Genomic DNA, 19,198 nt, shown 5'->3' with positions numbered 1-19,198 from the left:
TTTTTTATGCCTTTTCGCTTACCCGCGTCGCCCGACGAACCCGCAGACCAAACACGTTAATGTACAGCCCGGCCATGATCAGCACGGCGCCAAACAGCTGCAGCGCGCTCAGCGTTTCATCCAGCAAGAGTGCCGCACTGGCAAGCCCCACCACCGGCACCAGCAGGGATAACGGCGCCACGCGCCAGGTTTCATAACGCCCCAGCAGCGATCCCCAAATCCCGTAGCCCACAATGGTGGCGACAAAGGCCAGATAGACAAGAGACAGGATTGTGGTCAGATCGATTTCGACCAGACTGTTCAGCATTACATCCGGACCATCCAGAATAAACGACGCCGCCAGAAACGGGATTATCGGGATCAGCGCGCTCCAGACAACCAGGGACATCACCGCCGGGCGCGCCTCGTGCTGCATAATCAGCTTGTTGAAGATATTCCCGCAGGCCCAGCTCAGCCCCGCCGCCAGCGTCAGCATAAAGCCGAGCAGCGCCACATCCTGGCCGTTCAGGCTGGCTTCAATAAGCACCAGCACGCCAAATACCGCCAGCGTAATGCCCGCCAGCTGTTTTCCCTGTAAACGTTCGCCAAACACGAAGGCGCCGAGAATGATGGTAAAGAACGCCTGCGCCTGCAGCACCAGCGAGGCCAGACCGGCCGGCATCCCGAACTTGATGGCGCAGAAGAGAAACGCGAACTGGCCAAAGCTGATGGTCAGGCCATAGCCCAGCAGCAGCTTTAACGGGATCTTCGGACGGGCGACGAAAAAGAGCGCCGGGAACGCGACCAGCAAAAAACGTAAACCGGCCAGCATCAGCGGCGGCATGTTGTGCAACCCCAGCTTGATGACCACAAAATTGAGCCCCCATACTACGACCACCAGCAACGCCAGCAGCCCGTCTTTACGCGTCATACCCTGCCCCTGAATTATTAATTATTTGTTAACAGTTCAAGGTAACAGAAAAAAGCGCGCGGCGAGAAGATCATTAATTATGGCAGTCAGGCGAAGCACTTACGGATAAATTAGGTGCTATACAAGCCCCTTATGTCATGGTAATCCTGTTAACACACGTCTAAAAAAAGCATAAGCAACTGTCGGGCAGGAATATGAAACCATCTCTCAGGCGCTCAACCGCAGCGCTGCTGGCGTCGTCATTGTTATTAACCATCGGTCGGGGAGCAACGCTGCCGTTCATGACCATTTATCTCACGCGCGTCTACAGCATGAGCGTCGAGAATATTGGTTATGCCCTGACGATTGCGCTGACAATCGGCGTGGTGTTCAGCCTGGGATTTGGCATTCTGGCCGATAAGTTTGATAAAAAGCGCTACATGCTGATTGCGATCGTGGCTTTTATCGCGGGGTTTGTCGCGATCCCGCTGGTCGATAACGTCACGCTGGTGGTGCTGTTCTTTGCGCTGATCAACTGCGCCTATTCCGTCTTTTCAACGGTGCTGAAGGCCTGGTTCTCCGACGTGCTCACCGCAAGCCAGAAAGCGCGCGTCTTCTCGCTTAACTACAGCTTTCTGAACATTGGCTGGACGATCGGGCCGCCGATTGGCACCCTGCTGGTGATGTACAGCCTGCAGCTGCCGTTCTGGCTGGCGGCCTTCTGCGCGGCGCTGCCGCTCGGATTCATCCATTTCTTCGTGCAGAGAAGCGTTGCGCTGGATACCGCCGAGGAGAAAATGCCCTGGCAGCCGTCGGTACTGCTGAAAGACCGCGCGCTGTTCTGGTATACGCTCTCTGGCCTGCTGGCGTCATACGTCGGCGGATCGTTCGCGACCTGCATTTCGCAATACGTTCTGGCCGCGCATGCAGACAGTAATTTCGCCGAAAAGGTGGTCGCCGTGGTATTGCCCGTCAACGCCGCCGTGGTGGTGACGCTGCAATATGCGCTGGGCCGCAAGATCTCTGCCAGCAATATTCGTCCGCTGATGACCCTCGCCACCCTGTTTTTTATCGTGGGGCTGGGGGGATTTATGGTCTCTGGAGAAAACCTGGTCTACTGGGGCATCGCTGCCGCCATCTTTACCCTGGGTGAGATTATCTATGCACCGGGCGAATACATGCTGATCGACAACATTGCCCCGCCGGGAATGAAGGCAAGCTATTTCTCCGCTCAGGCGCTGGGCTGGCTCGGCGCGGCGGCAAACCCGATGATCACCGGTATTATCCTGACCAACCTGCCGCACTGGTCGCTATTTGTCATCATGATGGTCGCCATCGTCATGGCGTGGCTGATGATTTTGCGTGGGATGAGCGTGAAGGCGTGGTGTGAAACGCCCAACGTGGCGTAGCGCTTCCAGGCCGGATGAGGCGTAGCCGCCACCCGGCAATAAAGCATCAGTGGTGCAGCATTTCCTCTACCACCTGCTCTTTGTACATCTCATTCGGATAATAGGTCGGCCAGTTATCCATCTCTTTCAGCAGCGCCTCGTGGGAGGTGTTGCCCATGAAAATATGGAAATGGGAAGAGGCCTTCGGGGCGATGGTGTGGTCGCTGAACTGAACAAACTTCGGAGCCTTGCTGCCGGCATCCTTACACTCAAACAGGTAGCGAACGCCTTTTTTGCCCGATGCGTAGGTCAGTATTTTGTAGCCGCTGTAATCATACTGACAGCGGCTGACCGCTTTGCCCTTATGAAATTCCATCACGTTATTTTCGATGCCGATAGCATCCACGTCCGTCGCATAGCCCTTGCGGTAGTACGCTTTCACCTCGTCAAAGGTTTTGCTTTTGTCTTTCTGCGCTTTCTGTTTAAACACCGGATCCAGCGAACCGTCCAGCAGGAACGGATAGACCGACTGCCAGGTCCCGTCCCAGTCAGACAGCGCTCTGTCCTTCACGTCCTTATCCTCAAACACGCCGTTCGCCGCCCTCTGTTCCGCTTCGGACATCTGATGGCCGTGCGAGTGAGCAAACAGCTGGCCGCTGACCAGCAGCGCCCCCAGAGTCATGGCAAATTTCCCAAAATGTGCAGCCAACATAACACCCTCATTCCGTTTTATAAGAATGCGGATGTTATATTATAACATTTTAAATCGCAACCAATCCGCGAACGCCCTCCTGCTCCATGTTTTCACCCCGGCCGCGCTGGATAATGGTGCCGCGCGACATCAGCAGATAGCTGTCGGCCAGCTCGGCGGCAAAGTCGTAAAACTGTTCGACCAGCAGGATCGCCATGTCGCCTCGGTTCGCCAGGGTGCGGATCACCTGTCCAATCTCTTTAATCACCGATGGCTGTATGCCTTCGGTCGGCTCATCGAGAATCAACAGCTGCGGACGGCTCGCCAGCGCGCGACCAATCGCCAGCTGCTGCTGCTGTCCACCGGAGAGATCGCCCCCGCGACGATGCCTCATCTCTTTAAGCACCGGAAACAGCTGCCAGATCTCATCCGGAATCTGCTTCGCCTCGCGGGCGGAAAAACGCGACAGCCCGAGCAGAAGATTCTCTTCCACGGTCAGGCGCGGGAAAATCTCGCGGCCCTGCGGGACGTACGCCACGCCAGAGTGCACCCGCTGGTGCGGCCTGCTGTGGGTGATCTTTTTACCCTGCCAGATGACCTCCCCGGTTTTCGCCGGGATCAGCCCCATCAGACACTTCAGCAGCGTGGTTTTCCCGACGCCGTTGCGCCCCAGCAGGCAGGTGACTTCTCCGGTGACGGCCTCAAAACTCACGCCGCGCAGGATATGGCTGCCGCCGTAATACTGATTCAGTTCGTTAACCTGTAACATCATCGCTCCTTAGCGCCCCAGATAGACCTCAATCACCTGCTCGTTAGCCTGCACCTCGCGAAGCGAGCCTTCCGCCAGCACGCGTCCCTGATGCAGCACCGTGACGTGGTCGGCGATGGTCTCAACAAAGCCCATATCGTGCTCCACCACCATCAGGGAGTGCTTACCCGCCAGCGTTTTGAACAGCTCGGCGGTGTATTCGGTTTCCGCGTCGGTCATCCCGGCGGCCGGTTCATCCAGCAGCAGCAGGTGCGGGTCCTGTACCAGAAGCATACCGATTTCCAGAAACTGTTTTTGCCCGTGCGAAAGCAGCCCGGCGCGGCGGTCGCGCTCGCTGCTAAGGCGCAGCAAAACCAGCATCTCATCGATGCGGTCGCGCTGTTCACCGTTGAGTTTTGCCCGCAGGCTCGCCCAGACGGATTTATCGGTTTTCATGGCGATCTCCAGGTTTTCCCACACCGTCAGCGCTTCAAAAACCGTGGGCTTCTGGAATTTACGCCCGATCCCCTGGCGGGCAATGGCCGCAGGCTCCAGCGTGGTCAGGTCGATGGACTGATCGTAAATCGCCCTCCCGCTCTTTGGCCGAGTTTTACCTGTGATAACGTCCATCAGCGTCGTTTTACCGGCGCCGTTAGGGCCAATCACGCAGCGCAGCTCGCCCACGCCGATATTCAGCGACAGATCGGTCAGGGCCTGAAAGCCGTCAAAATTGACGTTAATGGCCTCAAGCTGCAGCACCGGGTCGGTCTGTTCACGGTAACGATCGCCGGGCAACTGGCGGGTGAATAACCTTTCGGCTGGCTGCATTATTTCTCTCCCTTTCGAAACAGACCGTAGACGCCGCGCGGTAAAAACAGCGTGACGGCGATGAAAATCAGCCCCAGAAACAGCTGCCAGTATTCCGGCATCGCGACGGTGAAGAAGCTCTTCGCCCCGTTCACCAGCGCCGCGCCAATCACCGGACCGACCAGCGTGCCGCGCCCGCCCAGCGCCACCCAGATTGCCGCTTCTATTGAGTTCGTCGGCGACATTTCACCGGGGTTGATAATGCCCACCTGCGGGACGTACAGCGCCCCCGCCAGGCCGCACAGCACGGCGGAGAGCGTCCATACCAGCAGCTTGAACCCGCGCGGATCGTAGCCGCAAAACGTCAGGCGGTTTTCGGCGTCGCGAACGGCGGTCAGGATGCGGCCAAACTTGCTCTTCGCCAGCGCAAATCCGGTGCCTAACGCCAGAAGCAGCAACAGCACGGTCGCCAGAAACAGCGCGATGCGGGTGGTCGTTTCAGTTACCGAAAACCCGAGCAGCGTGGTGAAGCCGGTAAAGCCGTTATTGCCGCCAAAACCGGTTTCGTTGCGAAAGAACAGCAGCATCCCGGCATAGGTCAGCGCCTGGGTCATAATCGAGAAATAGACCCCTTTGATCTTTGAGCGGAAGGCGAACCACCCGAACACCAGCGCCAGCAGGCCCGGCACCATCACAATCAGCACCAGCGCCCAGGCAAAATGCTGGGTTCCCCACCAGAACCACGGCAGTTCGCTCCAGGAGAGAAACGACATAAACGCGGGAAGACCGTCACCCGCAGCCTGACGCATCAGGTACATGCCCATCCCGTAGCCGCCCAGGGCGAAGAAGATGCCGTGCCCAAGAGAGAGCATCCCGGCGTAGCCCCACACCAGATCCAGCGCCACCGCAACGATGGCATAGCAGAGGATCTTGCCAATCAGCGTCAGCATCCAGGTCGACAGTGCCAGCGGATGCGTCGCAGGCAGTAAGGCGAAAAACGGTAATATCAGCAGACACACCACCAGCAGGCTGCCTGCAAGTTGCGTTGTGCGCGGCGCTTTGCGCGCCAGCGTTAAGGTCAGCGGCTGGCTCATCAGTCAATCACCCTCCCTTTCAGCGCAAACAGCCCCTGAGGGCGTTTTTGAATAAACAGCACGATCGCCACCAGAATCACGATCTTGCCCAGCACCGCCCCCATCTGCGGTTCAAGAATTTTATTGAAAATACCCAGACCAAACGCCGCGGCCACGCTGCCTGCCAGCTGGCCTACGCCACCGAGCACGACCACGAGGAAAGAGTCGATGATGTAGCCCTGACCCAGCTCCGGCCCGACGTTACCGAGCTGCGATAGCGCCACGCCGCCTAACCCGGCAATTCCTGAGCCAAGCCCAAACGCCAGCATATCGACGCGGCCTGTCGGTACCCCGCAGCAGGCGGCCATGCTGCGGTTCTGCGTCACCGCACGCACGTTGAGCCCCAGACGGGTTTTATTCAGAATGAGCCAGGTAAAGAACAGCACCAGCAGCACGAAGCCCAGCACCACGATGCGGTTCCACGGCAGCGTCAGGTTGGCAAAAACCTGCACTCCGCCGGACAGCCATGCCGGGTTGGCCACCTCCAGGTTCTGGGCGCCAAAGGTCATGCGCACTAGCTGGATGAGCATCAGGCTGATCCCCCACGTTGCCAGCAGCGTTTCCAGCGGACGACCGTACAGATGGCGGATCACGGTGCGCTCCAGCACCATCCCGATGCCCGCCGTCAGGCAGAACGCGACCGGAAGCGCGATAACGGGATAGAGCGCCAGCCACTGTGGCGCAAGCCCGGCCATCGCCTGCTGCACAATCCAGGTGGCATACGCCCCCAGCATCAGCATCTCACCGTGCGCCATATTGATGACGCCCAGCAGGCCGTAGGTGATGGCAAGCCCCAGCGCCGCCAGCAGCAGCACCGACCCCAGAGAGAGCCCCATGAACGCCTGGCCCAGCAGATCGCCCCACATCAGTCGATGCTGGATCTGGCTCAGACTCTCCTGCGCGGCGGCGCGCACCCCGGCATCCGGCTCTGTCTGTGCCTGGGTAAACGGGGTAAGTCTGGACTCCACGTCCGGATCGTCGGACTGCCCTAATAACTCGACGGCCTTGCGGCGCACCTCTGCCTGCGGGCTGGCTAGCTGGAGGTTCGCCACCCCCAGTAAAAGCGCCTGACGTGCCACCGCGTCCGTTTCATCGTTTACCCGTTTTTCCAGAAAAGCGAGCATTCCGGGCTGGGCATCCCGCTGAAGCTGACGAGCCGCCGCCCGCCTTTCTGTGACACTGTCACTCACCAGCTGATGCGTAGCGATAGCCGTGGCGGCCAGCACGCGCAGCCGGTTGGTCAGACGAACGGCTTTGGCTGCCCCTTCGGTCGACTTAGCGTCACCGAGCGAAACCATTTGACCGTTGCGCTGCGCAAAGGCGTGCTTTTGACTGTCGGTATACAGGTTTTCTTTTTGCAGTGCCTGCAGCAGCGGCAGCCTCGCGGCGTCCGGCGCGGCGGCCCACTGCGTCAACAGTTCCGCCTGCTGGCTGCGGCTGGCGGCAACAAAACGATCGGCATCCGATGCCTGCGCCATCCCTGGCAGCAGTCCGGAAAGCCATACAAGAGCGATGAACATGCGCATGGCGTTCATGACGTTTCTCCCTGGTGATGGCTTAGTTGCTGGCGGTTTTCATCGGCTGGTCGGGCTTTTTATCGTTACCGGCGATGAACGGGCTCCACGGCTGGGCGCGTACCGGCTGTTCCGTCTGCCACACCACGTTGAACTGACCGTTGCCTTCGATTTCGCCGATCATGACCGGCTTATGCAGATGGTGGTTGGTGGCATCCATGGTGAGCGTAAAGCCTGACGGCGCCTTAAAGGACTGGCCGGCCATCGCCGCACGCACTTTATCCACGTCGGTTGTGCCTGCTTTTTCCACCGCCTGCGCCCACATATGGATCCCCACGTAGGTCGCTTCCATCGGGTCGTTGGTCACCACGGTATCGGCGTTCGGCAGCTTGTGCGCCTTCGCATAGGCTTTGTAATCCGCCACGAAGGCCTGGTTGGTCGGGTTATCCACGGATTCAAAGTAGTTCCACGCCGCGAGGTTGCCGACCAGCGGTTTGGTGTCGATCCCGCGCAGCTCTTCTTCTCCCACGGAGAACGCCACCACCGGCACGTCGGTCGCCTTCAGCCCCTGGTTAGCCAGCTCTTTGTAGAACGGTACGTTGGAATCGCCGTTGATGGTCGACACCACGGCGGTTTTGCCGCCCGCGGAGAATTTCTTGATGTTAGCGACAATGGTCTGGTAGTCGCTATGGCCGAACGGGGTGTAAACCTCCTCAATGTCCTTATCCTCCACCCCTTTCGAATGCAGGAACGCGCGCAGGATCTTGTTGGTGGTGCGCGGGTAAACATAGTCCGTACCCAGCAGGAAGAAGCGCTTCGCCGCGCCGCCGTCTTCGCTCATCAGGTATTCCACCGCCGGAATGGCCTGCTGGTTCGGCGCCGCGCCGGTATAGAAGACGTTTGGCGACATCTCTTCGCCTTCATACTGCACCGGATAAAACAGCAGACCGTTCAGCTCCTCGAAGACCGGCAGCACGGATTTGCGCGATACCGACGTCCAGCAGCCGAATACCACCGCCACTTTATCCTGACTTAACAGCTGGCGCGCCTTCTCGGCAAACAGCGGCCAGTTTGAGGCGGGATCCACCACCACCGGCTCCAGTTTTTTACCCAGCACGCCGCCTTTGGCGTTGATCTCGTCGATGGTCATCAGCGCGACGTCTTTCAGCGGCGTTTCGGAGATGGCCATGGTGCCGGAAAGAGAATGCATGATCCCCACTTTGATGGTATCGGCCGCCTGCACGCCAAAACTCATTCCCATCGTCACGACGGACGCGGATAACGCAAAGGCTTTTAATAAGGTACGACGCTGCATATTTTCACTCCTGAAAAAGAACGCTGTGCGAAAACGTCCGTTACGGCGTGGACGCGGAAAAAAATGTGTCAGCGAAGCAGGAGCAAAAAGGATGCCAGAATGGAGGAAGCGCTATTTCAGGAAGGGGAACGCAGGATGTAAAGAGAACGTCTCAGAATGGCACAGCGCTGCACTTTTATAATGCAGCGCTGTGGATGAGGCTTTACCAGACTTCGCTGGCGATCTGCGTGACCAGACGGACTTTGTCCCACTGCTGGGATTCGCTCAGGCTGTTGCCCTCTTCGGTAGAGGCAAAGCCGCACTGCGGGCTGAGGCAAATTTGCTCTTTTGCCACGTATTTCGCCGCCTCTTCCAGACGAGCTTTAATCCCCTCCGGGTTCTCCAGCTCGCCGTTTTTCGTGGTGATCAGGCCCAGCACCACCTGCTGCTTGCCCGGGCGAATGAAGCGCAATGGCGCGAAATCCCCGCTGCGGTCGTTGTCGTATTCAAGGAAGAACGCGTCAACGTTGACCGTCCCGAACAGCACTTCCGCCACCGGCTCATAGCCGCCTTCGGAAATCCAGGTTGAACGGAAGTTACCGCGGCAGACGTGCAGGCCGATGGTCAGATCGTCCGGCTTGCCTTCCAGCGCCTTGTTCAGTACACGGGCATAGATGCGTGCCAGCTCATCGGCATCGTCACCACGCTCGCGGATCTGACGGCGCTGATCGTCCGAACAGAGATAGGCCCAGACGGTGTCGTCCAGCTGCAGGTAACGGCAGCCCGCGTCGTAAAATGCGCGGATGGCGTCGCGCCAGGTGGTCGCCAGATCGTCGAAATAGTCATTCAGATCCGGGTAGACCGTCGCATCGATGTCTTTACGCCCGCCGCGGAAATGGAGCACGCTTGGGCTGGGAATGGTCATCTTCGGCTGAGCATTGCCGCTGATGCTTTTCAGGTAGCGGAAATCTTCGAGCATCGGATGGTCGCCAAAGCCCAGCTTGCCGGTCACGCGCACGCCGTGGGCTTTGGTTTGTACCCCGTTGAACTGAATGCCCTGCTGCGAATCGTAACGCTCAACGCCCTGCAGACCGTCGAAGAAGTCGAAGTGCCACCAGGCACGGCGAAATTCACCGTCGGTGACCACATGCAGGCCGCACGCACACTGCTGCTCAACGACGTGGCGAATGGCATCATCCTCTACCGCGCGAAGCTGTCCGGCGTCAATTTCGCCGCTGGCGAACTTCAGGCGAGCCTCTTTGATGGCATCCGGGCGTAAAAAACTGCCGACTACATCGGCGCGGTACGGGGCGTGCTGTCGTTGCATGGAAATCTCCTCAGTCTGCTGGCGATAATTGCCAGCAGTGATAATTCATTATTTGAAGTTTTAGACTTCTGGATGTCTAAATGTCCAAAAAAGATGTCATACCTGTTCTGTTCCGGCAAACGAGAAAATTTCACGGCTGTTGAAAAAAATTCATCTTCACAGGGCGACGGCGGTTTCGCTGCTGGCAAAGGCGAACTTTTCATCCTCCCAGCCGGTGATCCCCCCGAGCATGATTTTGACCGGCAGCCCGAGGCGCGCCAGCTTCAGCGCGGCTCTGTCCGCGCCGTTACAGTGCGGCCCTGCGCAGTAAACGACGAACAGCGTGCCTTCAGGCCATTGGGCCATGCGCTCGGCGGTCATCTGGCTCCGCGGCAGGTGCAGTGCGCCAGGCACGTGACGGCGGGCAAACTGCTCCGGGCTGCCCACCACGTGCAGCAACACGAAGTCCTGCTCATTATTTGCGATGGCGTGGTGCACATCCGCACAGTCGGTTTCAACGCTCAGGCGGCGCAGAAAATGGGTAACGGATTCCTGCGGCTCGGCAGCCGGAAATTCAGTAACATAGCTCATGATTCTTCCTCATCTTTGGCGTTTGTGTTAACACTACTCTATCCACAAATTCAGCCCGTGAATGCGTTCGCTTATGCCAGAAAACAGCAAAAAGATGACAAACTTAAGACAAATTGCCCGCCCGCAGGTGGTCGTGCTGGCGTATGACGGTCTGTGTACCTTTGAGTTTGGCGTAGCGGTGGAGATCTTCGGCCTGCCGCGTCCCGAGCTTGGCGATGAATGGTATCGTTTTGCGGTGGCGAGCGTGGACAGCGGTGAACTTCGGGCAACTGGCGGGATCCGCATCGTTACCGATGGTGATTTAAGCCTGCTTGCGTCTGCGGACCTGATTGTGGTTCCCGGCTGGCGGGGGCTGGATTCGCCGGTTCCGGACGCGCTCTGCGAGGCACTACGCCAGGCCAGCGCGCGAGGATGCCGGCTGCTCTCCATCTGTTCGGGGGTATTTGTGCTGGCCGCTACGGGGCTGCTGAACGGCCGCGAAGCCACAACCCACTGGCGCTACATCGACGCGCTTAAAGCCCGTTATCCAGACATCGACGTGGTTGAGGATGTGCTCTACCAGGACGAAGGCGATATTCTGACGTCCGCGGGCAGCGCGGCGGGAATCGATCTCTGTCTGCACGTTGTGCGGCGGGATTATGGCATGGAAACCGCCAACAGCGTGGCGCGTCGGCTGGTCATTCCCCCTCACCGGGATGGTTCACAGCCACAACAGCTGAGCCGCCCGGTAGCCCAGCTGCGGGAAAGCCAGCGTCTCGGCCAGCTGTTTGACTTTCTGCACACGCATCTTATCGAGGCGCACAGCGTCGACTCCCTGGCGCGTCGGGTCGGAATGAGCCAGCGCACCTTCCTTCGTCGCTTCGAGGCGGCAACGGGGACGACGCCCGCACGCTGGTTAATCAATGAACGCCTGCTGAGAGCAAAAGATTATCTGGAAAGCAGCCGGTTGAGCATCGACAGCATCGCTGAACAGACCGGGTTTGGTCAGGCGTCGACACTGCGTCATCATTTTCGCCAGCAGTTCGCGCTTTCCCCGGCTCAGTATCGCAAACAATTTTCACGTCCGGGTACTGCCCGCTAACGGTTGAGGGTTCCCCACAAAATAATGCCTGCACGGACGCCCCCCTCTCCCTTGAGGGAGAGGGCTGGGGTGAGGGGAAACATACGGCTCTGGTGGTCATTCCGTTCACTTTATGTTCCTTGCTATTCTTTAACGACATAACCTGTGAACGTGCCAGGGTGGCTCNNCTCCCGGCGGTAAATCGCCGCTTCGCGGTGCCCTCAGCTTATTCCTTCAGGCTATCGGGTCGGGCATGAGCCTGCATCCCTGCAGGCCACGCCCTCTCGGCGCATCCCTGCGCCTCGCCCCGGCCTTATGGAAACGCTTCGGCGATTTACAGCCGGACCAGGGCATCGCTGTAAGTCTGTCATTATTCTGAAGACAGTCTTATTGCTTCAGAATACACGTTTACAAAGGGGCCCCTCTCCGCTAAGAGGAAGATTCATTTTTTAATTTTCGTAATACGGAGCACCTGATGGTCACTACACACGTTTTTATCGCGGTTAGTCTTGATGGCTACATCGCCCGACAGAATGACGATATCGACTGGCTGCTGCAGCGCGACGATCCCACAGAAGATCATGGCTATGAGGCGTTCATCGCGGACAAAGAGTGGATCGTGATGGGCCGGGGTAGCTATGAAAAGGTACTGACCTTTGACGCATGGCCTTACGATCGGCCCGTGCTGGTACTCTCCCGACAGCTGGCCGGTACGCCCGTGCCGGAGGCGCTGAAGGGAAAAGTGCAGTTCTCTTGCCGCACGCCAAAGGAGGTGCTGGACGATCTCGCTGCGCAGAACGTTCATCGGGTCTATCTCGATGGCGGACAGGTGATCCAGTCATTCCTGCGCGAAGGACTGGTGGCCGATATGGTGATCACGACCGTTCCTGTCCTGCTCGGAGCGGGAAAACCGCTGTTCGGAACCCTTCCTCAGGATATTGATTTAACGCTTGTATCAAGCCGCAGTTTCCCTTCGGGTCTGGTGCAGTCACATTATCGGCTGAGGCCATAAAACCATCGCGACGGCCTGCGCAAAAAAAAACCGCCAATAACTGGCGGTAAATGCTTGCATGGATAGATTTGTGTTTTGGTCTCTACGTCCCGACACTCCGTGGCCGGGCTGCGGATCCCTTACAACCTAACACCTGTTGTCTTAACGAACGCTAAACAACCTTATTAACCTGCATGAGTATTGATCTGCAAATAACGCATAAGCCCCTGCTCAGCGCTCTGTTTTGCGTCGTCATTAAGGGCTTCAAGATAAAAGGAACGGGCGACACCATAAGGTGCTTTTTCAGAGGGATACACCGCAAACTGGAATGTTTTTCCTCTTGCCTGATGAGTACAATCTAATTCCCAGCGCCGATCGTTTATTTTTTTGCTGGAGCAGGCAACGCCACCATAATCGCTGGTTAAATAGGAACCCACGCGAATTTCCGCAGAACGAATATATTCTGGTTCGTCATTACCTGCATAACGAATCCCTGCAGCGGCCACAACAGCAACCGCCAGAAGCGCAAGCGCTATTATTTTTTTCATTTAGAAATGACCTGTTCCTTAGCCAGAGACTAACTATTATATAAGGTTTATCCTTAATGCAAATATCTAATTGAGGTCCAGAAATGATACTTTACAAAGCGTCATGGTTTTTTTAGGAAATATCTTAGCCGTAATTCCGAACCCACATTATTTGACATTTTCTTTTCGCTAATTTTAATTTTTGAATAATAACCCTAAAAAATAATCGACATGATTATCCCGCATTCTTTTTCAGCGGTGAATCCATGATTAAAAAAGGGTTATCTTTCGTCATGCTTATCTGTGCGCTGTTTTCCGGCCAGCTTATGGCCGGGCACAAAGGACACGAATATTTATTGGTCAAGAATGTGGCGCATCAGCTTCGTCATGAAGCCGACAGCGATGAGTTGCGAAGCGCTGCGGAAGAGTCGGCGGAGGGTTTGCGCGAGCACCACCTGTGGCAGAAGTCGCGCAAACCGGACACGCACGTTCGGTAATTAGCTGCCCTTGCGTTTCGGCAGCGTTTTCATCAGATCGTCCGGACTGACGGACGCCACGATACTGCCGGGCTGCGGCATTTTGAAGATGTGGTTTTTCATCTTACCAATCACATGCATTTCGCAAGGACGGCAGTCGAACTTGAGGGTCAGAACCTCATCGCCGTTTACCAGCTGCATGGGGGTGGCCTTCCAGCTCTTAATGTTCCCTTTCGCCTGCTTAGGACACAGGTTAAACGCAAAGCGCAGGCAGTGCTTGGTGATCATCACCGGCACATCGCCCTTCTCTTCATGCGCTTCATAGGCTGCGTCGATCAGCTGCACGCCGTGGCGATGATAGAATTCACGCGCCTTATGGTTATAGACGTTGGCGAGGAAGGATAAATGGGTGTCCGGGTAGACTGGCGCAGGTACGGTTTCCGCTTTACGGCTTCCGCGCGGATACTGCGCCAGGCGCGCGGCATCCAGCATCTCTGCCGTTTCGCGGCGGAACTGGTTAAGCAGGCTGTTCGGCACGAACAGCGCGTCCGGCAGAGCCACGTCGATCGCACGCGCGTAGTAGATCGTCTGGCCCAGCTTCGCCACGCCATCCTTCAGGCTGTTAAGCGCTTTTTCGGCATTGTTTGCCACCTCGAAATGACCATCGAGCGTATGCGTCACGCTGATGCCATCTTCGCAGGTCATGGTCAGAATCAGCTGCTCTTCCCAGCCGCCCAGCTCAATATCCACGGCGATACGGCGTTCGCTGGAGGTTTTAAGCAGCGCCTGCTGCCAGTTATGATCGAGATTACGGTTAAGCGCCGCGTTCGGCCGCGCCTTGTAGAGATCGGCGGGCATTTCATTCGGCCAGACGCGGTAGCGGTTCTCGCCGGTTTTCTCGACCGTATTGGCACGGAAGCCTACGACCTCACGCTTAATCATCACGTTAAGGCCATCTCCGTTCGCCAGCGGTTCCGTCACTTCGACATCAAGGTGATCTTTCGCCACTTTCAGCACTTCGCCCACCGGTAAACCGATAAACTTCGGTGAGTCAAACGCGCCGATATCCCCTTTACGGGCATTCACAAAATAGTCCGTGCTGCCGCGGTGGAACGTTTTGTCCGTCGACGGAATAAAGAAATGTTCGGTGCGACCGGCCGACGCGCGCGCCAGGTCGCCGCGATCGTCGATGATGGCGTCCAGCATCTGGCGATAGTGCGCGGTGATGTTCTTCACGTAGCTCATATCTTTGTAGCGCCCTTCAATCTTGAAGGAACGCACGCCCGCGTCGATCAGCGCGCCCAGGTTGGCCGTCTGATCGTTATCCTTCATGGAGAGCAGGTGTTTTTCGAACGCCACGACGCGGCCCTGATCGTCTTTCAGGGTATACGGCAGGCGGCAGGCCTGAGAACAGTCGCCGCGGTTGGCGCTGCGGCCCGTCTGCGCGTGGGAAATATTGCACTGACCGGAGTAAGCCACGCACAGCGCGCCGTGGATAAAGAATTCGATCGTCGCGTCTGTCGCCTGGTGAATATCGCGGATCTGATTCAGGTTCAGCTCGCGCGCCAGAACGATCTGCGAAAAGCCGACGTCGGAGAGAAACTTGGCCTTCTCGACCGTGCGGATATCGCACTGGGTACTGGCATGCAGTTCAATGGGCGGAATATCCAGCTCCAGAACGCCCATATCCTGAACGATCAGGGCATCAATGCCGGCCTGGTAGAGATCGGTAATCAGACGTTGTGCAGGCTCCAGCTCATCATCATGAAGAATGGTGTTCAGGGTCACGAACACTTTCGCCCCGAAACGGTGGGCGAACGGCACCAGTTCAGCAATATCGCTCAGGCTGTTGCTGGCGTTATGGCGGGCACCGAAGCCCGGGCCGCCAATGTAGACGGCATCAGCGCCGTGAAGGATCGCTTCACGGGCAATGGCGGCGTCGCGGGCCGGGCTTAAAAGTTCAAGATGATGGGATTGCAGGCGCATACTTCGTCGTTATCCGTTATGGTCAAAATGGCGGCTATTGTAGTCAGAAGTATGCGTCAGCGAAACAGTTTTGCGTAGCGTCAGCGGGGATAATGAATCAGGGAGTGAAAATGCACCGTCCGGTCGCTGCTGTTGCGGTAGGCGTGCGGTTTATCGCCGGCGAAACGGACGCCCGAATCGGCAGAAATCGTCTGCCACGTGTCGTCAATCTTCATCTCCAGCTCGCCGCTGACCACCACCACATGTTCAATCACCCCGGCCTCATGCGGCGTGGATTCACTCAGCGCGCCGGGTGCCAGCGTGATGGAGAAATAATCAAACCCGAGCGTCTCGTCCCACGGAAAGAGCGGTTTGACCACCATCGCCTGCTGCTGCGGGTCAAACACCGCCTGCCGGTCCGCCGCTGGCGTGATGAACGCGGAAAACGGCACGTTCAGCCCGGTGGCAATTTTCCACAGCGTCGACACCGTCGGGCTGGATTCATTGCGCTCGATTTGCCCCAGCATCGCTTTTGACACGCCGGTCTCGTCCGCGAGCTTCGACAAACTCCAGCCGCGCGCCTGGCGCAGCGTTTTCAGCGTTGTTGCAAGGTGTAGTGTGATGTCCATAGTCCCTCCTGATGGCGATCAGCATACCACTTGTACGCTATAGCGCACAGTGTTACCTTATATCGGACGTTATAACGCACAACGGAGTTTTCATGCGCCCTTCCTCTCACTTTGTTCCAGTCGCCCTTGCTGGATTTGTCGCCGTGCTGGTCGGTTACGCCAGCTCGGCCGCCATCATCTGGCAGGCTGCCGCGGCGGCTGGTGCCAGCGCACAGCAGATCGCAGGCTGGATGACCGCGCTGGGGATCGGGATGGGGGTCAGCACGCTGGCGCTTTCCTGGTGGTACAAAGCGCCGGTGCTGACCGCCTGGTCAACGCCCGGCGCGGCGCTGCTCGCCACCAGCCTGCACGGCGTAACGCTGCCGGAAACGATCGGCGTGTTCATCTTTGCTAACGCGCTCATTTTACTTTGCGGCATCACCGGGCTCTTCGCCCGTCTGATGAGGCTGATCCCCCATTCGCTTGCTGCCGCCATGCTGGCAGGCGTGTTGCTGCAGTTTGGCCTGCACGCGTTTGCGCACCTTGAGGGGCACTTTCTGCTGTGCGGCAGCATGATTGCGGCGTGGCTGATAGCAAAAGCGCTGGCACCGCGCTACGCCATCGTGGTCACGCTGCTGGTCGGCGGTATCGTGGCATGGGCGGGCGGTGACGTTGTCACTGACAAGGTTACCCTATCTCTGGTAATGCCTGAATTTATTGCGCCTACGTTCACCTTCACCAGCCTGGTGAGTATTGGCGTGCCCTTCTTCCTGGTGACTATGGCCTCACAAAACGCGCCGGGGTTCGCCACGATGAAAGCCTCCGGTTATCCGCTGGCGGTCTCGCCGCTTATCATCTTTACGGGAGCGCTGGCGCTGCTGTTATCCCCTTTTGGCGTCTTTTCTATCTGTATCGCGGCCATTACTGCCGCCATTTGTCAAAGCCCGGATGCGCATCCGGATGCCGGTAAACGCTGGCTGGCGGCCATCGCAGCCGGAGGATTTTATCTGCTGGCGGGGATTTTCGGCGGCTCGATTACCGGGCTGATGGCCGCTCTGCCGCTCAGCTGGATCCAGACGCTCGCCGGTCTGGCACTGCTGGGCACCATTAGCGGGAGTTTATATCAGGCACTGAGCCACGAGGCGGAGCGCGACGCGGCCATCGTCACGTTCCTGATGACCGCGAGCGGCGTCACGATCCTCGGCATCGGTTCGGCATTCTGGGGGCTGGTGCTGGGCGGCGTGTGCTATGCCCTGTTTTCACGCGCTCGCCGCGCGTAGCTGCGAAGGCGTCATGCCCGTCGCGCTGCGAAAGCGGTTGCTGAAGTGGCTGGCGGAGTTAAACCCGCAGGCAAGCGCGATGTCCGTTAGCGGCGTCGCCGTGTTCTGCACCAGCGCCTTCGCTTTTTCCATTCGCCTCTGCATCACGTACTGATGCGGCGCCAGCCCCGTCGACTGGCGGAACATGCGGGCAAAATGGTATTCGCTGAGGGTGGCCTGCGCCGCCAGTTCAGCCAGCGTCAGGGGTTGCCCGAGGTTCTCTTCGATAAAGGCCAGCACGTTGCGCAGTACGAATGGCGATAGCCCGCCGGTGACGACCGGCAGCTTCCACTGAACGTTAGAGTAGTTTTGCAGCAGATGGGTCAGGAGCAGCGTAGAGGCCGTGCTCAGGGTGAGCTGGTTGGCGTGCTGCTGCCAGTCGCAGCCGAGCAAAAACTGGCGATACAGCGCGGTGATCTTCGGATCGCTACCAAAAATGCGCTCGTCCAGCGTCAGCGAAAGCGGGCGCTTGTCCCAGATCTTTTCCCCCACGTCGCGCAGGTGTTCATCGGTGCAGTAGAGATGCACAAACGACAGGTCATCACGGATATCCCACGTCGATTCGCTCTCTTTTGGCATCAAGCAGAAACGGTCCGGCCCCCCGCCGTTCTTCCAGCCGCCCGGCGTTTTTTGGTAGCTTTCGTAGCCGTCCGCCACGTACAGGCTCAGGGTATGGTGGTTACTTTTTACCGTTATCGTATCGTGCTTGTTGTACCACGCTGCCAGCTGAATGCCCGAATTCAGCGAGACGGTTTCCCGCAGGACCGCATTCTGTTGGCAAAGCGTTTCAAAGGTATCGTAAGCGTGAGACATGACCGTAAGCGCGTGATTGACTGGAATATCAGTCTAAGAAGAGTTGTCTCCCGTTGCCAGCCCCCGGGAAAGAAAAAAGCGCAAGATTTTGCAAGTCGACCGCAAGCCGGTGAAAGCCCCTGACCGATCTCAGCGGCATACTGCGGGCTTCCGTGGTTTGAGAAGAGAAAAATATGAACGCATTATTATACGGGCTGGTGGTGGTCATCTGGGGAACCACCTGGATTGCGATTTTCCTGCAGCAGGGTCCCGTAGCGGCGCCGGTCTCTATTTTCTGGCGTTTCGCCGTCGCCAGCCTCACGATGATGGTGGTATTAATCGCCCTGCGCCGCCTGCGCAAGCTGGCGCTGCGGGATCACCTTTTTTGTATGCTCCAGGGATGCTGCGTTTTCTGCTTTAACTTCTGGTGTTTTTACGCCGCAGCCTCGCACATCAACACCGGGCTGGAATCGGTGATCTTCTCCATGGCCGTACTCTATAACGCCATTAACAGCTTTATCTTCTTCGGGCAGCGCCCGCCCGCGCGTTTCTGGACGGCGGCGGCACTGGGCCTGACTGGGATCGTCACCCTCTTCTGGGACGATCTGCTGGCCAGCGGCTGGAGCGCGTCGCTCCTGACCGGAATTGGCCTCTCCGCGCTCGGCACCTACGGCTTCTCGCTGGGCAACATGATCAGCATGCGTCACCAGCGCAGAGGCCTTGAAACCATGACCACCAACGCCTGGGCGATGCTCTACGGTACGCTGGTAATGGGCTGCATTGCCCTGGTCAGAGGCGACAGCTTCGCGCCAGAGTGGACCATCAGCTACATTGGCGCGCTGCTCTATCTGGCCGTGTTTGGTTCGGTGATTGCCTTTGGCGCCTACTTCACGCTGGTGGGACGTATCGGTCCGGGCAAAGCGGCCTACAGTACGCTGCTCTTCCCGCTGGTGGCGCTGACGATCTCAACGGTGTATGAAGGCTACGTCTGGCATATCAACGGTATCGTGGGGTTATTGCTGATTCTGGGGGGAAATATGGTGATGTTTACCAAACCAGAAACCTGGTTCAGACGCTTACGAATGGCGTAAATAAAAAG

At 57.8% G+C, this 19,198-nt stretch carries 19 protein-coding genes; 6 read left to right on the top strand and 13 right to left on the bottom strand.

Translation table 11 applies throughout. The features are described 5' to 3' along the window. Window positions 1-4: 4 nt before the first annotated feature. A complete protein-coding gene (gene eamA / locus IM317_RS05090) occupies window positions 5-910 on the bottom strand; it encodes an O-acetylserine/cysteine exporter (protein ID WP_033145532.1) in 906 nt (301 codons plus the stop codon). Between the two features lie 194 nt (window positions 911-1,104). On the opposite strand from eamA, the gene ydeE reads away from it, so the two are divergent. Further along, window positions 1,105-2,298 (top strand): efflux MFS transporter YdeE, encoded by a 1,194-nt coding sequence (gene ydeE, locus IM317_RS05085; protein WP_033145531.1) that lies wholly within the window; start codon window positions 1,105-1,107, stop codon window positions 2,296-2,298. Window positions 2,299-2,344: 46 nt separating this feature from the next. On the opposite strand, the gene zinT is transcribed toward ydeE, so the two are convergent. From zinT to IM317_RS05045, 8 genes are all read right to left on the bottom strand, one after another. Continuing rightward, complete coding sequence (gene zinT / locus IM317_RS05080; RefSeq protein ID WP_033146537.1) at window positions 2,345-2,986, bottom strand: metal-binding protein ZinT; 642 nt, start codon at window positions 2,984-2,986, stop codon at window positions 2,345-2,347. A 52-nt stretch (window positions 2,987-3,038) separates the two neighbouring features. Beyond that, the gene (urtE, locus tag IM317_RS05075; RefSeq protein WP_033145530.1) at window positions 3,039-3,737 is read right to left on the bottom strand and encodes an urea ABC transporter ATP-binding subunit UrtE; all 699 of its coding nucleotides are present in this window, start codon (window positions 3,735-3,737) and stop codon (window positions 3,039-3,041) included. Between the two features lie 9 nt (window positions 3,738-3,746). Continuing rightward, window positions 3,747-4,544, bottom strand: coding sequence for an urea ABC transporter ATP-binding protein UrtD (urtD, locus tag IM317_RS05070; protein WP_033145529.1), 798 nt, complete (start codon window positions 4,542-4,544; stop codon window positions 3,747-3,749). Further along, on the bottom strand, window positions 4,544-5,617 hold the full coding sequence (gene urtC, locus IM317_RS05065; protein WP_033145528.1) for an urea ABC transporter permease subunit UrtC: 1,074 nt from the start codon (window positions 5,615-5,617) through the stop codon (window positions 4,544-4,546). Before urtC ends, urtD begins: the two co-directional genes overlap by 1 nt. Further along, window positions 5,617-7,191 (bottom strand): urea ABC transporter permease subunit UrtB, encoded by a 1,575-nt coding sequence (urtB, locus tag IM317_RS05060; RefSeq protein ID WP_033145527.1) that lies wholly within the window; start codon window positions 7,189-7,191, stop codon window positions 5,617-5,619. Before urtB ends, urtC begins: the two co-directional genes overlap by 1 nt. A gap of 22 nt (window positions 7,192-7,213) precedes the next feature. Continuing rightward, window positions 7,214-8,485 (bottom strand): urea ABC transporter substrate-binding protein, encoded by a 1,272-nt coding sequence (gene urtA, locus IM317_RS05055; RefSeq protein WP_033145526.1) that lies wholly within the window; start codon window positions 8,483-8,485, stop codon window positions 7,214-7,216. 202 nt (window positions 8,486-8,687) lie between these two features. Beyond that, window positions 8,688-9,791, bottom strand: coding sequence for a cobalamin-independent methionine synthase II family protein (locus tag IM317_RS05050; RefSeq protein WP_033145525.1), 1,104 nt, complete (start codon window positions 9,789-9,791; stop codon window positions 8,688-8,690). A 156-nt stretch (window positions 9,792-9,947) separates the two neighbouring features. Continuing rightward, complete coding sequence (locus tag IM317_RS05045; RefSeq protein ID WP_033145524.1) at window positions 9,948-10,361, bottom strand: rhodanese-like domain-containing protein; 414 nt, start codon at window positions 10,359-10,361, stop codon at window positions 9,948-9,950. A gap of 73 nt (window positions 10,362-10,434) precedes the next feature. Between IM317_RS05045 and ftrA the strand changes: the two genes are divergently transcribed. Together ftrA and IM317_RS05035 are read left to right on the top strand one after the other, a co-directional pair. Continuing rightward, complete coding sequence (gene ftrA, locus IM317_RS05040; protein WP_033145523.1) at window positions 10,435-11,442, top strand: transcriptional regulator FtrA; 1,008 nt, start codon at window positions 10,435-10,437, stop codon at window positions 11,440-11,442. Between the two features lie 454 nt (window positions 11,443-11,896). Beyond that, the gene (locus IM317_RS05035) at window positions 11,897-12,433 is read left to right on the top strand and encodes a dihydrofolate reductase family protein (RefSeq protein WP_033145522.1); all 537 of its coding nucleotides are present in this window, start codon (window positions 11,897-11,899) and stop codon (window positions 12,431-12,433) included. Window positions 12,434-12,597: 164 nt separating this feature from the next. On the opposite strand, the gene IM317_RS05030 is transcribed toward IM317_RS05035, so the two are convergent. Continuing rightward, a complete protein-coding gene (locus IM317_RS05030) occupies window positions 12,598-12,960 on the bottom strand; it encodes a hypothetical protein (protein WP_033145521.1) in 363 nt (120 codons plus the stop codon). A 245-nt stretch (window positions 12,961-13,205) separates the two neighbouring features. On the opposite strand from IM317_RS05030, the gene IM317_RS05025 reads away from it, so the two are divergent. After that, entirely contained in the window at window positions 13,206-13,436 is a 231-nt protein-coding gene (locus IM317_RS05025; protein ID WP_033145520.1) for a DUF2554 family protein, read from the top strand. Here IM317_RS05025 and IM317_RS05020 read toward each other — a convergent pair whose 3' ends face one another. Both IM317_RS05020 and IM317_RS05015 read right to left on the bottom strand, forming a co-directional pair. After that, a complete protein-coding gene (locus tag IM317_RS05020) occupies window positions 13,437-15,401 on the bottom strand; it encodes a U32 family peptidase (RefSeq protein WP_033145519.1) in 1,965 nt (654 codons plus the stop codon). Between the two features lie 80 nt (window positions 15,402-15,481). After that, on the bottom strand, window positions 15,482-16,009 hold the full coding sequence (locus tag IM317_RS05015) for a helix-turn-helix domain-containing protein (protein ID WP_033145518.1): 528 nt from the start codon (window positions 16,007-16,009) through the stop codon (window positions 15,482-15,484). A gap of 92 nt (window positions 16,010-16,101) precedes the next feature. Between IM317_RS05015 and IM317_RS05010 the strand changes: the two genes are divergently transcribed. Further along, on the top strand, window positions 16,102-17,268 hold the full coding sequence (locus IM317_RS05010; protein WP_033145517.1) for a benzoate/H(+) symporter BenE family transporter: 1,167 nt from the start codon (window positions 16,102-16,104) through the stop codon (window positions 17,266-17,268). On the opposite strand, the gene IM317_RS05005 is transcribed toward IM317_RS05010, so the two are convergent. Next, window positions 17,248-18,120 carry a helix-turn-helix domain-containing protein gene (locus IM317_RS05005; RefSeq protein WP_033145516.1) on the bottom strand — a complete coding sequence of 291 codons (873 nt, stop codon included), beginning with the start codon at window positions 18,118-18,120 and terminating at the stop codon, window positions 17,248-17,250. The genes IM317_RS05010 and IM317_RS05005 overlap by 21 nt on opposite strands. 173 nt (window positions 18,121-18,293) lie before the next feature. Between IM317_RS05005 and IM317_RS05000 the strand changes: the two genes are divergently transcribed. Further along, window positions 18,294-19,190 carry a DMT family transporter gene (locus IM317_RS05000; protein ID WP_033145515.1) on the top strand — a complete coding sequence of 299 codons (897 nt, stop codon included), beginning with the start codon at window positions 18,294-18,296 and terminating at the stop codon, window positions 19,188-19,190. The last annotated feature ends 8 nt before the right edge of the window (window positions 19,191-19,198 follow it).

Origin of the sequence: Enterobacter cloacae complex sp. S3, assembly GCF_014930495.1 — a bacterium.
GTDB classification, from domain to species: Bacteria; Pseudomonadota; Gammaproteobacteria; order Enterobacterales; family Enterobacteriaceae; genus Enterobacter; species Enterobacter asburiae_B.
The sequence above is the reverse complement of the archived record's forward strand: the minus strand, read 5'-3'. Positions and strand labels throughout refer to the sequence as shown.